The sequence below is a fragment of the Vibrio kyushuensis genome, assembly GCF_050337325.1.
Taxonomy (GTDB): domain Bacteria; phylum Pseudomonadota; class Gammaproteobacteria; order Enterobacterales; family Vibrionaceae; genus Vibrio; species Vibrio kyushuensis.
Window position 1 is genome coordinate 21,994 of sequence record NZ_JAKJSV010000019.1, and the last position, 14,822, is coordinate 36,815.

10 protein-coding genes are annotated in these 14,822 nt (G+C 44.3%); 9 read left to right on the top strand and 1 reads right to left on the bottom strand.

Annotated features, from left to right (window positions below):
• Window positions 1-121 precede the first annotated feature (121 nt).
• The 6 genes from rplK (at window position 122) to rpoC (ending at window position 11,034) form a co-directional block, all read left to right on the top strand.
• Window positions 122-550 carry a 50S ribosomal protein L11 gene (rplK, locus tag L4D20_RS23830; protein WP_428804056.1) on the top strand — a complete coding sequence of 143 codons (429 nt, stop codon included), beginning with the start codon at window positions 122-124 and terminating at the stop codon, window positions 548-550.
• Between the two features lie 4 nt (window positions 551-554).
• Window positions 555-1,256 (top strand): 50S ribosomal protein L1, encoded by a 702-nt coding sequence (gene rplA, locus L4D20_RS23835; RefSeq protein WP_428804057.1) that lies wholly within the window; start codon window positions 555-557, stop codon window positions 1,254-1,256.
• 301 nt (window positions 1,257-1,557) lie between these two features.
• Entirely contained in the window at window positions 1,558-2,052 is a 495-nt protein-coding gene (gene rplJ / locus L4D20_RS23840; RefSeq protein WP_428804058.1) for a 50S ribosomal protein L10, read from the top strand.
• Between the two features lie 57 nt (window positions 2,053-2,109).
• Window positions 2,110-2,478 (top strand): 50S ribosomal protein L7/L12, encoded by a 369-nt coding sequence (gene rplL / locus L4D20_RS23845; RefSeq protein ID WP_428804059.1) that lies wholly within the window; start codon window positions 2,110-2,112, stop codon window positions 2,476-2,478.
• Window positions 2,479-2,713: 235 nt separating this feature from the next.
• The gene (rpoB, locus tag L4D20_RS23850; protein WP_428804060.1) at window positions 2,714-6,742 is read left to right on the top strand and encodes a DNA-directed RNA polymerase subunit beta; all 4,029 of its coding nucleotides are present in this window, start codon (window positions 2,714-2,716) and stop codon (window positions 6,740-6,742) included.
• An 89-nt stretch (window positions 6,743-6,831) separates the two neighbouring features.
• On the top strand, window positions 6,832-11,034 hold the full coding sequence (gene rpoC / locus L4D20_RS23855) for a DNA-directed RNA polymerase subunit beta' (protein ID WP_428804061.1): 4,203 nt from the start codon (window positions 6,832-6,834) through the stop codon (window positions 11,032-11,034).
• Between the two features lie 269 nt (window positions 11,035-11,303).
• On the opposite strand, the gene rsd is transcribed toward rpoC, so the two are convergent.
• Window positions 11,304-11,798 (bottom strand): sigma D regulator, encoded by a 495-nt coding sequence (gene rsd, locus L4D20_RS23860; protein WP_428804075.1) that lies wholly within the window; start codon window positions 11,796-11,798, stop codon window positions 11,304-11,306.
• 163 nt (window positions 11,799-11,961) lie between these two features.
• On the opposite strand from rsd, the gene nudC reads away from it, so the two are divergent.
• The 3 genes from nudC (at window position 11,962) to L4D20_RS23875 (ending at window position 14,809) form a co-directional block, all read left to right on the top strand.
• Window positions 11,962-12,732 (top strand): NAD(+) diphosphatase, encoded by a 771-nt coding sequence (gene nudC / locus L4D20_RS23865; protein ID WP_428804076.1) that lies wholly within the window; start codon window positions 11,962-11,964, stop codon window positions 12,730-12,732.
• A gap of 269 nt (window positions 12,733-13,001) precedes the next feature.
• Window positions 13,002-14,069 (top strand): uroporphyrinogen decarboxylase, encoded by a 1,068-nt coding sequence (gene hemE, locus L4D20_RS23870; RefSeq protein WP_428804062.1) that lies wholly within the window; start codon window positions 13,002-13,004, stop codon window positions 14,067-14,069.
• Window positions 14,070-14,173: 104 nt separating this feature from the next.
• Window positions 14,174-14,809 (top strand): TetR/AcrR family transcriptional regulator, encoded by a 636-nt coding sequence (locus L4D20_RS23875; protein ID WP_428804063.1) that lies wholly within the window; start codon window positions 14,174-14,176, stop codon window positions 14,807-14,809.
• The last annotated feature ends 13 nt before the right edge of the window (window positions 14,810-14,822 follow it).

The window sequence follows — 14,822 nt, forward strand, 5'->3', positions numbered from 1 at the left end:
TAATGGCGCGGATTATGCTTATAATTTCGCGCCTTTTTACAGGTATTACTGTAGAAAGTTTTTTTGAAAAACGGGGAGCTTGCTTAAAAGCTGGCGTTTGAACCCAAAATTAGGAAATATCATGGCTAAGAAAGTTGAAGCTTATATCAAACTGCAAGTAGCAGCTGGTATGGCGAACCCAAGTCCACCGGTTGGTCCTGCTCTAGGTCAACACGGCGTGAACATCATGGAATTCTGTAAAGCGTTTAACGCAAAAACAGAATCTGTTGAGAAAGGTCTACCGACTCCAGTTGTAATCACTGTTTACAACGATCGTTCTTTCACATTCGTAACTAAGACTCCACCTGCTGCTGTTCTTCTTAAGAAAGCTGCTGGCGTTAAGTCTGGTTCTGGTCGTCCGAACACTGAAAAAGTGGGTACGGTTACTGACGCTCAAATCCAAGAAATCGCAGAAGTTAAAGCTGCTGATATGACTGGTGCTGACGTTGAAGCGATGAAGCGTTCTATTGCGGGCACTGCTCGTTCAATGGGCCTAGTGGTAGAGGGTTAAGATCATGGCAAAACTAACTAAGCGCATGCGCACTATTCGTGAAAAAGTTGAAGTAACGAAAGAATACGAAATCAACGAAGCTGTAGCTCTTCTTAAAGAACTAGCAACTGCTAAATTCGTTGAGTCTGTAGACGTTGCTGTAAACCTTGGCATCGATGCTCGTAAATCTGATCAGAACGTACGTGGTGCAACTGTACTTCCGCACGGTACTGGCCGCGACATTCGCGTAGCAGTGTTCACTCAAGGTGCAAACGCTGAAGCAGCTAAAGAAGCTGGCGCAGACATCGTTGGTATGGAAGATCTTGCTGAGCAAGTTAAGAAAGGCGTAATGGACTTTGACGTTGTTGTTGCTTCTCCAGATGCAATGCGCGTTGTAGGCCAACTAGGTACTATCCTAGGTCCACGCGGACTAATGCCAAACCCTAAAGTTGGTACTGTAACTCCTAACGTTGCTGAAGCAGTTAAAAATGCTAAAGCTGGTCAGGTTCGTTACCGTAACGACAAGAACGGCATCATCCACACTACTATTGGTAAAGCTTCTTTCGAAGTAGCGCAAATTCAAGAGAACTTAGAAGCTCTTCTAGTTGCACTTAAGAAAGCAAAGCCTTCTTCAGCGAAAGGTACTTTCCTGAAGAAAGTAAGCATCTCTACCACTATGGGTGCTGGTGTTGTTGTTGATCAAGCTAGTCTTGATACAAAAGCATAATTATTTGCTTAGACGCAGAATTGATGTATAATTCTGCGCCTAATTTGTGGTTGGGGCTGACGTTGATTCCTTTTATTGATTAATCAATAAATTGAGTTAGAAACAGTCTCCGTCCAAGACCGTAGGTGTTAACTTTTTGAGTTAACTTAATCGTCCTACGTAGATGGTGCCCGAACTGACAGAAAGATTTTTTGTATGATGTTTCATTGTATCGAGTTTCTTTCTTCTGGGACTGCACCTTATTAACTCTCACTGTTGTGATAATAGTGAGTGGTGTAACGACAACCAGGAGTAAATCCAAATGGCTTTAAACCTTCAAGACAAAAAAGCAATTGTTGCTGAAGTCAACGAAGCTGCCAGTGGTGCACTTTCTGCAGTTGTAGCTGATTCTCGTGGCGTTGAAGTTGGCGCAATGACTTCTCTACGTAAACAAGCGCGTGAAGCGGGTGTTTATGTGAGAGTTGTGCGTAACACTCTAGCACGCCGTGCAGTTCAAGGTACAGACTACGAGTGTCTACAAGACACTTTCACTGGTCCTACTCTGATTGCATTCTCTAACGAGCACCCAGGTGCTGGCGCGCGTCTTTTTAAAGACTTCGCGAAAGAGAATAAAACGTTCGAGATCAAAGCCGCTGCATTTGAAGGCGCACTAACTGACGCTGAAGTACTAGCGACACTACCAACTTACGACGAAGCTATTGCACGCCTAATGATGTGCATGAAAGAAGCTTCAGCTGGCAAGCTGGTACGTACTATCGCTGCTTTACGTGATCAAAAAGAAGAAGCTGCGGCATAAGCCTTGCTTTCTACTGATTGTAAAATAAACTAATTGTTGACTTAAAAGAGAATTGTTATGTCTATTACTAACGAGCAAATCCTAGACGCAGTTGCAGAAATGTCTGTAATGCAAGTTGTTGAGCTTATCGAAGCTATGGAAGAGAAATTTGGTGTTACTGCTGCAGCTGCTGTTGTAGCTGGTGGCGCTGCTGGCGGCGAAGCTGCTGCTGAGCAAACTGAATTTGACGTAGTTCTTACTGTTGTTGGCGGTAACAAAGTACAAGTTATCAAAGCAGTACGTGGCGCTACAGGTCTAGGCCTTAAAGAAGCTAAGGGTCTTGTAGACTCAGCTCCTGCTGCACTTAAAGAAGGCGTTGACAAAGCTGAAGCTGAAGCGCTAAAAGCGACTTTAGAAGAAGCTGGTGCAACTGTTGAAATCAAGTAATTATTACTTAATTTCATAGCCGCAAGGCTAATGGCTGGTGGTTTATTAACCACCGGCCTTTTTGCGCTGTAGGGTCCCGGTGAATTTTCCCGCTGTTTAAGCACCGTTATCCATGCAAAAAAGCATTATTATTTTTAGATAGTAATGTCACTACAGTAAACAGTTGTTAGTCACTGCCCCATTCTTTGAATGCCTTGGGCAGTTTGGGTCACTTATCAGCGAGCTGAGGAACCCCATGGTTTACTCTTATACCGAGAAAAAACGCATCCGTAAGGATTTTGGTACTCGTCCACAAGTTTTGGACATTCCATACCTGTTATCGATCCAGCTCGATTCGTTCGACAAATTTATCGAACAGGATCCTGAAGGGCAATACGGTCTTGAAGCTGCTTTCCGTTCTGTATTTCCAATCCAGAGCTATAACGGCAATTCAGAGCTGCAATACGTTAGCTACCGTCTTGGTGAGCCTGTATTTGATGTTAAAGAATGTCAAATCCGCGGCGTAACTTATTCAAAACCTCTACGCGTTAAACTACGCCTAGTGATTTATGATAGAGACGCGCCAGCAGGTACCGTAAAAGATATTAAAGAACAAGAAGTCTACATGGGCGAAATTCCGCTTATGACAGACAATGGTACCTTCGTAATTAATGGTACTGAGAGGGTTATCGTATCCCAGCTGCACCGAAGCCCAGGCGTGTTCTTCGACAGCGATAAGGGTAAGACCCACTCGTCAGGAAAAGTTCTATATAACGCACGTGTAATTCCTTACCGTGGCTCATGGTTAGACTTTGAGTTCGATCCTAAGGATAACTTATACGTACGTATAGACCGTCGTCGTAAGCTACCAGCTTCGATCATTCTTCGTGCACTTGGTAAAACGACAGAAGAGATCCTAGATCTGTTCTTTACTAAAGTGAACTTCGAAGTTAAAGACAAAACTCTATTAATGGAGTTAGTTCCTGATCGTCTACGCGGTGAAACTGCGTCATTTGATATTGAAGCAAATGGTAAGACTTACGTTGAGACAGGTCGTCGTGTTACGGCACGTCACATCCGTCAACTTGAAAAAGATGGCGTAGAGCACATCGAAGTACCAGTAGAGTACATCGTTGGAAAAGTTGCATCGAAAGATTACATCAACGAAGCAACTGGCGAGATCATTGTTGGTGCAAACCACGAGATCAGCCTAGAAGCTCTTGCAAACTTATCTCAAGCGGGTCACAAAGCTCTAGAAGTTCTATTTACGAACGATCTAGACCACGGTCCATTCATGTCTGAAACATTGCGTGTTGACAGTACTGTCGATCGCCTTTCAGCTCTGGTAGAAATCTACCGCATGATGCGCCCTGGTGAGCCGCCAACAAAAGACGCTGCAGAGACATTGTTCCAAAGCTTGTTCTTCAATGAAGATCGTTACGACCTATCAACTGTAGGCCGTATGAAGTTCAACAGCTCTATTGAGCGTGAAGAAGAAGAAGAACGTGGCACGCTAGATGAAACTGACATCATTGCGGTGATGAGAAAGTTAATCGAGATCCGTAACGGTATAGGCGAAGTGGACGATATCGACCACCTTGGTAACCGTCGTATCCGTAGCGTTGGCGAAATGGCAGAAAACCAATTCCGTGTTGGTTTAGTTCGTGTAGAACGTGCTGTTAAAGAACGTCTAAGCCTTGGTGATCTTGATGCAATTATGCCTCAGGACCTTATCAACGCTAAGCCTATTTCAGCTGCAGTTAAAGAATTCTTTGGCTCTTCACAGCTGTCTCAGTTTATGGACCAAAACAACCCATTGTCAGAAGTAACGCACAAGCGTCGTATTTCTGCTTTAGGTCCTGGTGGTCTAACTCGTGAGCGTGCTGGTTTTGAAGTTCGAGATGTACACGTAACTCACTACGGTCGTCTATGTCCTATCGAAACACCTGAAGGTCCAAACATCGGTCTGATTAACTCTCTATCAGCATTTGCACGTTGTAACGATTACGGTTTCCTAGAGACTCCGTACCGTCGTGTTGTTGATGGTGTAGTAACTGAAGATGTTGACTACCTTTCTGCTATTCAGGAAGGTCAGTTCGTTATCGCTCAGGCGAATACAATACTAACTGAAGGTTCAACTTTCGCTGAAGAGCTAATCACTGCTCGTCAGAAAGGTGAATCTGGTCTTCACCCACGTGAACATGTTAACTACATGGACGTTGCGACGAACCAAGTAGTATCTATCGCTGCATCGCTTATCCCGTTCCTAGAACACGATGATGCGAACCGTGCATTGATGGGTGCGAACATGCAACGTCAAGCCGTACCTACACTAAAAGCAGATAAGCCTTTAGTTGGTACAGGTATCGAGCGTAACATCGCAGTTGACTCTGGTGTTACAGCGGTAGCGAAACGTGGTGGACAAGTTCAGTCAGTAGACGCTTCTCGTATCGTAGTTAAGGTAAATGAAGATGAATTGATTCCTGGCGAAGCCGGCATCGACATCTACAACCTAACGAAATACACGCGTTCGAACCAAAACACATGTATTAACCAACGCCCAACCGTAATGCCAGGTGAACCTGTTGCTCGCGGTGACGTTCTTGCTGATGGTCCTTCAACAGACCTTGGTGAACTAGCGCTTGGTCAAAACATGCGTATCGCGTTTATGCCTTGGAATGGTTACAACTTCGAAGACTCGATCTTAGTATCTGAGCGCGTAGTTCAAGAAGACCGTTTCACGACGATTCACATTCAAGAACTATCTTGTGTGGCTCGTGATACTAAGCTGGGTTCTGAAGAGATCACTGCTGATATTCCAAACGTAGGTGAATCTGCTCTGTCTAAACTAGACGAGTCAGGTATCGTTTACATTGGTGCTGAAGTTAAGGGTGGCGACATCCTAGTTGGTAAAGTAACCCCTAAAGGTGAAACGCAACTGACTCCTGAAGAGAAGCTACTACGTGCAATCTTCGGTGAAAAAGCATCAGATGTTAAAGATACATCACTGCGTGTACCAAACTCTGTTTCAGGTACTATCATCGACGTTCAAGTCTTCACTCGCGATGGCGTAGAGAAAGACAAGCGTGCGCTTGAAATTGAACAGATGCAGCTGAAAGAAGCTAAGAAAGACCTTACTGAAGAGTTCCAAATTCTTGAAGGTGGTCTACTTGCTCGTGTTCGTGCTGTTCTAATCAATGGTGGTTACTCTGAAGCTAAGCTTGACTCTATTGGTCGTAAGCAATGGCTAGAGCAAACGCTTGAAGACGATGCGCTTCAATCGCAGCTTGAGCAACTTGCTGAGCAATGGGATGAGCTAAAAGCTGATTTCGATAAGAAGTTTGAAACTAAGCGTCGTAAAATCACTCAAGGTGATGACCTAGCACCTGGTGTACTTAAGATTGTTAAAGTATACCTAGCTGTTAAGCGTCGTATCCAACCGGGTGATAAGATGGCCGGTCGTCACGGTAACAAAGGTGTAATCTCTAAGATTAATCCTGTTGAAGACATGCCATACGATGAAACAGGTCGTCCTGTTGATATCGTACTGAACCCGCTGGGTGTACCATCGCGTATGAACATCGGTCAGATCTTAGAAGTACACTTAGGTCTAGCTGCGAAAGGCATCGGTGACAAGATCAATAAAATGCTGAAGGAACAACAGGAACTGCACAAGTTCCGTAATTTCCTACAGGAAGTTTACGATCTTGGTGATACTCGCCAGAAAGTTGACATTGCTGAGTTGTCTGATGATCAAGTTCGTACGTTGATTCAAAACCTACGTGCTGGTCTTCCGATTGCAACGCCTGTGTTCGACGGTGCTTCTGAAGCATTGATTAAAGATCTATTGAAACTAGGTGATCTGCCAGAGTCTGGTCAGCTTACATTGTTTGATGGTCGTACTGGTGATGCGTTTGAGCGTCCTGTAACTGTTGGTTACATGTACATGCTGAAACTAAACCACCTTGTTGATGACAAGATGCACGCTCGTTCAACTGGTTCGTACAGCCTAGTAACTCAGCAACCACTTGGTGGTAAAGCTCAGTTCGGTGGTCAGCGTTTCGGTGAGATGGAAGTATGGGCACTAGAAGCATACGGTGCTGCTTACACGCTTCAAGAAATGCTAACTGTTAAGTCTGATGACGTTAACGGCCGTACTAAGATGTATAAAAACATCGTAGATGGCGACCATAGCATGGAACCTGGTATGCCAGAATCGTTCAACGTATTGTTGAAAGAGATTCGCTCGCTAGGTATCAACATCGAGCTAGAAGACAAAGAGTAATCTCTTTTTCTGTTATAGAGAATTGGGTTATTTGTTAGAAAGCAGCCTGGATAAACCGGGCTGCTTTTAACTCCTTACAGGAGCTGAATGTGAAAGACTTATTAAACTTTCTAAAAGCACAGCACAAGACCGAAGAATTTGACGCAATCAAAATCGGTCTTTCTTCTCCAGACCAGATTCGTTCATGGTCTTTTGGTGAAGTTAAAAAACCGGAAACGATCAACTATCGTACGTTCAAACCAGAACGTGATGGTCTTTTCTGTGCGCGTATTTTTGGTCCAGTTAAAGACTACGAATGTCTTTGTGGCAAATACAAGCGTTTGAAACACCGTGGTGTTATCTGTGAGAAGTGTGGCGTTGAAGTTACACAAACTAAAGTTCGTCGTGACCGTATGGGCCACATCGAATTAGCATCTCCAGTTGCGCACATCTGGTTCCTTAAATCACTGCCGTCTCGTATCGGTTTGTTGATGGATATCCCTCTACGTGATATCGAACGTGTTCTTTACTTCGAAATGTACGTAGTAACTGAACCGGGTATGACGGATCTAGAAAAATCACAGATGCTTACTGAAGAAGAGTATCTTGATCGTCTAGAAGAGTGGGGTGATGAATTCACCGCTAAGATGGGTGCTGAAGCGATCAAAGATCTGCTTTCAACCATGGATATGAACGCTGAAGCTGAGCAGATGCGTGAAGAGTTAGAGACAACAAACTCTGAAACTAAGCGTAAGAAGCTGACTAAGCGTCTTAAGCTAGTTGAAGCGTTTATTCAATCAGGTAACAATCCTGAGTGGATGATCCTAACTGTACTTCCTGTACTTCCGCCAGATCTTCGTCCTCTAGTACCACTAGATGGCGGTCGTTTTGCAACGTCTGATCTGAACGATTTATACCGTCGTGTAATCAACCGTAATAACCGTTTGAAGCGTCTTCTAGAGCTAGCGGCTCCAGACATCATCGTACGTAACGAAAAGCGTATGCTGCAAGAGTCTGTTGATGCCCTTCTAGATAACGGTCGTCGCGGTCGTGCGATTACAGGTTCGAACAAGCGTCCTCTGAAATCTCTTGCTGATATGATCAAGGGTAAACAAGGTCGTTTCCGTCAGAACCTTCTAGGTAAGCGTGTAGATTATTCTGGTCGTTCTGTAATCACAGTTGGTCCATACCTACGTCTGCACCAGTGTGGTCTTCCTAAGAAGATGGCACTAGAGCTATTCAAACCATTCATCTACAGCAAGTTAGAGACTCGTGGCATGGCTACGACAATCAAAGCAGCTAAGAAAATGGTAGAGCGCGAAGAAGCTATCGTTTGGGATATCCTAGACGAAGTTATCCGTGAACACCCAGTACTATTGAACCGCGCACCAACACTTCACCGTCTTGGTATTCAAGCGTTCGAACCAGTACTAATCGAAGGTAAAGCGATTCAGCTTCACCCACTAGTGTGTGCGGCATATAACGCCGACTTCGATGGTGACCAAATGGCGGTACACGTACCGTTAACATTGGAAGCTCAGCTAGAAGCTCGTACCCTAATGATGTCGACGAATAACATTCTGTCGCCAGCATCAGGTGACCCAATCATCGTTCCTTCTCAGGATGTTGTATTAGGTCTTTACTACATGACGCGTGACATGATCAACGCGAAAGGTGAAGGTATGTACCTTGCTGGCCCTGAAGAGGCTGAGAAGGCATACCGTACTAAGAGTGCTGAGCTACACGCTCGCGTTAAAGTACGTATCACTGAAACCGTTGTTGATGAAGATGGTAACAGCACAACTAGTACTGACATGGTTGATACAACTGTTGGTCGTGCAATGTTGTGGGCTATCGTGCCTAAAGGTCTACCGTTTAGCCTAGTTAACCAGAAGTTGGGTAAGAAACAAATTTCTACTCTTCTTAACGAGGCATACCGTAAGCTTGGTCTTAAAGACACTGTTATCTTCGCTGACCAAATCATGTACACAGGTTTTGCATACGCTGCACTTTCTGGTGTTTCTGTTGGTATCGACGATATGGTTGTACCTGCGGCTAAGTACACTGAGATCGAAGAAGCAGAAGCAGAAGTTCGCGAAATCCAAGAGCAATTCCAATCTGGTCTTGTTACTGCGGGTGAGCGTTACAACAAAGTTATCGATATCTGGGCATCTACCAATGACCGTGTTGCGAAAGCAATGATGGATAACCTGTCTTCTGAGACTGTTGTAAACCGTGACGGTGAAGAAGAGCAACAAGAGTCGTTTAACAGCATCTACATGATGGCTGACTCGGGCGCTCGTGGTTCTGCTGCACAGATTCGTCAGCTAGCGGGTATGCGTGGTCTGATGGCGCGTCCAGATGGTTCAATCATCGAAACGCCGATCACTGCGAACTTTAAAGAAGGTCTAAACGTCCTTCAGTACTTTATCTCAACGCACGGTGCTCGTAAGGGTCTTGCGGATACAGCACTGAAAACGGCAAACTCGGGTTACCTAACTCGTCGTCTAGTAGACGTTGCTCAAGACGTTGTAGTTCACGAACATGACTGTGGCACACATGAAGGTGTCGACATGATGCCTCATATCGAAGGTGGTGACGTTAAAGTTGCACTTTCTGAGTTGGCTCTTGGTCGTGTTGTAGCTGAAGATGTTCTTAAGCCTGGTACTGAAGATGTACTGATTCCACGTAATACTCTGATTGATGAGAAGTGGTGTCAAATCATGGAAGATAACTCAGTTGACCGTATGCGAGTACGTTCAGTAGTTACCTGTGATGCAGACTTCGGTTGTTGTGCACAGTGTTACGGTCGTGACCTAGCACGTGGTCACCTAGTAAACCAAGGTGAGGCAGTAGGTGTTATTGCTGCTCAGTCTATCGGTGAGCCGGGTACACAGCTAACGATGCGTACGTTCCACATCGGTGGTGCAGCATCTACAGCCGCAGCAGAAAACAGCATTCAAGCTAAGACTACTGGTACTGTTAAACTTCACAATGCTAAGTTTGTTATCAACAAAGATAAGAAACTGGTTATCACATCTCGTGCTTCTGAGATGACGATTATTGATGAATTTGGTCGTACCAAAGAGAAACACAAACTGCCATACGGTTCGATTCTAAGTAAAGCAGACGGCGATGCAGTTACTGCAGGCGAAGTTGTTGCTAACTGGGAAGCGCACACAATGCCAATCATCACTGAAGTGGCAGGTCGTATCCAATTCGTTGATATGATCGATGGTGTTACAGTTTCTCGTCAAACTGATGATCTTACTGGTCTTTCTTCAAGTGAAGTAACTGATGCAGCCGCTCGTCCAGCAGCAGGTAAAGATATGCGTCCAGCTATCAAACTTGTTGATGCACAAGGTCAAGACGTAATGATTCCTGGTACTGATATGCCAGCTCACTACTTCCTACCTGGTAAAGCGATTGTAAACATCGAAGATGGCGCAGAAGTTGGCATCGGTGACACGTTATCTCGTATCCCTCAAAAATCGAGCGGAAACAAAGATATCACCGGTGGTCTACCACGCGTTGCTGACTTATTCGAAGCTCGTAAGCCTAAAGAGCCTGCGATTCTTGCTGAGCACACAGGTACTGTGTCATTCGGTAAAGAGACGAAAGGTAAGCGTCGTTTAGTTATCACTCGTGAAGGCGGTGACGCTTACGAAGAGATGATTCCTAAGCATCGTCAACTTAACGTGTTCGAAGGTGAGAAGATCGAACGTGGTGATGTAATCGCTGATGGTCCAGAGACTCCACATGACATTCTACGTCTACGTGGCATTCACGCTGTGACTCAGTACATCGCTAACGAAGTTCAAGAAGTTTACCGTCTACAAGGCGTTAAGATTAACGATAAGCACATTGAGACTATCGTTCGTCAAATGCTACGTAAGTGTACTATTACACACGCGGGTGACTCTGAGTTCTTACCTGGTGAGCAAGTTGAATACCACAACGTTAAGATTGCTAACCGTGCTCTAGAAGCTGAAGGTAAAGAACTAGTACGTTACGAACGTGACCTACTAGGTATTACTAAAGCATCTCTAGCGACTGAGTCATTTATCTCAGCAGCATCGTTCCAAGAAACGACTCGCGTACTAACAGAAGCAGCTGTTTCTGGTAAGCGTGATGACCTTCGTGGTCTGAAAGAGAACGTAATTGTTGGTCGTCTGATCCCAGCTGGTACTGGTTTCGCATACCACCAAGAGCGTCAAAAGCAGCGTGAAGCTGAGCAAGAAGGTCCGTCAGCTGAACAAGCGACTGATAATCTAGCAGCACTTCTAAACGCTGGCTTCTCTTCAGAAGACTAAGCTCTCTGATAAAGAATCACTTTTAGTGATGAAAAAAGGCACCTTCGGGTGCCTTTTTTGTTTTTAAACGATCGGGAATGGCAACAAATGAATAGAAATTAAAGGAGTGGGTACAATTACGCGAAAGAACCATTAAGGAGGTGTTATTAGTATATCTGTCTGCGGAGGGCTGCTAGGTTATAAGGACTAGTAGATTCTAGATATCCATGCGTACGTTTAAGTACCACCCAAGAAAGTGATACTTATTCTATCTTTTATTAGCCAGTTATTTATGCGCCAGGAGGCACTGCTAGGCTATTTGCTATTAACTGAATGAGCTCATCTTCAACTTCAAATCGCACTTCGATAATCTCACCGATAAGCGAAAGATCACCGACAAAATCTTCAAGTGGATCATCACTGCTCACAGCCGCGTAGCTGTCTGTGAAATTAAGCAAAGGCTCAGTGGTGAGTACGATTTTTCCATAGGCCTGGTTAATATCGTCCGTGGCTTCAAAGCCAGTCGAACGCCATTGATCCATTACCATGTCATAAATTTTAAAGTGCCCTTCAGATATATAATCCACCAAGTGTTGGCAGAAAGACTGGAGTGCTTTAGGTGTTGGGAGTTCTGATACTGCCGCTTTTTGAGCCGACGGCTGTAAAGCCGCTAGTTTGCAGTATTCAACAATGAGTAGTTGACGAGTTTCCAGCCAGTGATCAATAACCTCACTTGAGCCGCCCCATTGTTGTTGCGTTTGTTTGAATTTACTTAGCATGACCATGCCCTCATGATCGGTACACAACGTTGTGTACTCATTAGCTTTGCAGTGCAAAGTGTCCATTTAGAATACGTCCAGAGTGTTGAAATATACTAACTAAGAATAATCTCTGGTATAAATTAGATTGCCAGTAAAATGAACGAACTGCAAGCTAAGAGATAAGGTGATGTTAAAAAAAGGTAACAACAAAGGATCGGGTAAAGTGTTTTGGTGTGTGGTATCGGGCAGTGATATTTGGTTGGTTGATGATTTGCTACCTTTTGGGACAGCGAGCGAGCTAAACCTTCCTGATGAACAGGCTGTAAAAATTGCAAGTTATCAAGGCCATCCTGTCATGTGGCTAAATGAAGCTGATATTAGCATTGAGCTTGAATTTACTTCGCTAAGGGATTGTTTACAGTTCCCTGAAGCGCTTTTTTTATTAATGAGTAAGGCGGTTCAGTTTGGCCATATGATCCAAACACAACGTTTTTGCTCAATTTGTGGTGGGCGAAATCATCTCAACCTTAATCAATTAGCGATGCAGTGTTCAGAATGTCGAACATTGCATTATCCTCGGATTTTCCCATGCATCATTGTTGCTGTTCGTAAGAGTAATCAAATTTTGCTTGCACAGCACCCAAGGCACCGAAATGGTATGTACACAGTGATTGCTGGTTTTCTTGAAGTTGGTGAAACCCTTGAACAATGCGTAGCTAGGGAGGTCAAAGAGGAGACCGGGATTGAGGTGAAGAATATCGAATATTTTTCTAGCCAACCTTGGGCGTTCCCGTCGAGTATGATGATGGCATTTTTTGCAGATTATCACTCAGGAGAGGTAAAACCAGATTATCGAGAATTGAGTGACGCGAAATGGTGTGATTTTGATGATTTGCCGCCCATCGCACCAAAAGGAACCATCGCACGTGAACTAATTGATACGATGATTTCTCAATAAAAATAGCGTGTTGCAGGCAAAAAAAAACCCTCCGAGAAGGAGGGGGTAAGTAAGATGTCGTTATGAGATGCTGAGTACTAAGTACTCAGATTATTATTGTAATTTTCGCTAGCAAACGAATTTTTAGCACTGTTAGATCATGGGTGCAAATTAAGCATTGATTTAATAGTTAATAACTTGATCTTCGTTGCAAAGCATACCGCTTTTGAGAGCTGATCGGTGTTAGAATACTGGCCTCAACAGAAAGCCTAAAATATCGGAAGAATGGAATGACAGAATTAAAAAATGATCGTTATCTTCGTGCGTTGCTCAAACAGCCCGTTGATCACACTCCAGTATGGATGATGCGTCAGGCAGGTAGATATCTACCTGAGTATAAAGCTACTCGCGCGGAAGCTGGCGACTTCATGTCTTTATGCAAAAATGCAGAATTAGCATCTGAGGTGACTCTTCAACCTCTTCGTCGCTTCCCTCTGGATGCTGCGATCCTTTTCTCTGACATATTGACGATCCCTGATGCGATGGGATTAGAATTGCGCTTTTCGACAGGCGAAGGTCCGGTATTTGATAAGCCAATTACATGTAAAGCTGATGTTGAGAAAATTGGTCTTCCAGACCCTGAAGGTGAGCTTCAGTACGTAATGAATGCAGTACGTCAGATACGTAAAGACCTTAACGGCGATGTACCGTTAATTGGCTTCTCTGGTAGCCCTTGGACACTTGCAACATATATGGTTGAAGGTGGCACGTCGAAAGCGTTCACTAAAATCAAGAAGATGATGTATGCCGAGCCACAGACGCTGCACATGCTTCTCGATAAACTGGCTGACAGCGTGATTGAGTATCTTAATGCTCAAATTAAAGCGGGTGCTCAGTCTGTCATGGTGTTTGATACTTGGGGCGGTGTTCTGACCCCTCGTGATTACAACCTATTCTCACTTCAGTACATGCATAAGATTGTTGATGGCTTGATTCGTGAGAACGAAGGGCGTCGTGTTCCTGTTACCTTGTTCACTAAGAATGGTGGTATGTGGCTAGAATCGATTGCTGCGACAGGTTGTGATGCGGTTGGTCTTGATTGGACGATTAACGTTGCTGATGCGAAAGCTCGAATTGGCGATAAAGTGGCACTGCAAGGTAATATGGACCCATCTGTACTTTATGCACAGCCAGAGAGAATTCGTGAAGAGGTCGCAACCATTCTTGAAGGTTTTGGTAACGATGGAACCGGCCATGTGTTTAACCTTGGTCACGGTATCCATCTGGATGTACCGCCTGAGAATGCAGGGGTATTTGTTGAGGCGGTTCACGAGTTATCAAAGCCATACCACAAATAACCGAGTAAACCATTGAAAGCGCCTGATACGACCAGGCGCTTTTTTGTTATGCGGTACACTTGTCGCTATACTGATTCGATTGACCGAAAGGATACGAGCAATAAATGAAGACTCGCGATAAAATAGTACACGCAGCCTTAGAGCTATTTAATGAGCATGGTGAGCGTAATATTACGACCAATCATATTGCTGCTCATATAGAAATTAGTCCTGGCAACCTCTATTACCACTTTCGAAATAAACAAGAAATTGTCCACGATATCTTTACTCTTTATTCGGAAGAGTTACTTGAACGATTTACGCCAATTCAAGGGCAGCAAGAGAGCTTAGTGTTGCTTAAGCATTATCTTGACTCTATCTTCACACTTATGTGGAAGTACCGTTTTTTCTATGCCAATTTACCTGAAATACTTCAACGTGATACCAAGTTGCACGATGACTACATACAAGTACAAGATAAGCTGCAAACGAACCTAGTGAATATTATGAGGGCGTTTGTCGAACTTGACTTGTTGGTTGTTGAAGAAGTAGAAATGAAACAACTCGTTACGACATTGCACTTAATCGCTTGTGGCTGGCTGGCTTATCAGTCTGCTATGTCTCCGGACTCTAAGATTACTGAACAAGTTGTGCTGCAAGGCATGTTGCAGATGATAGCGGTCGTGAAACCTAAAGCCACAGAGCTCGGTATCGAACAGCTGTTGCTGTTAGAAGACGGTGTCAAAGCGATCCACGCTTAACAAATTAAGTTAT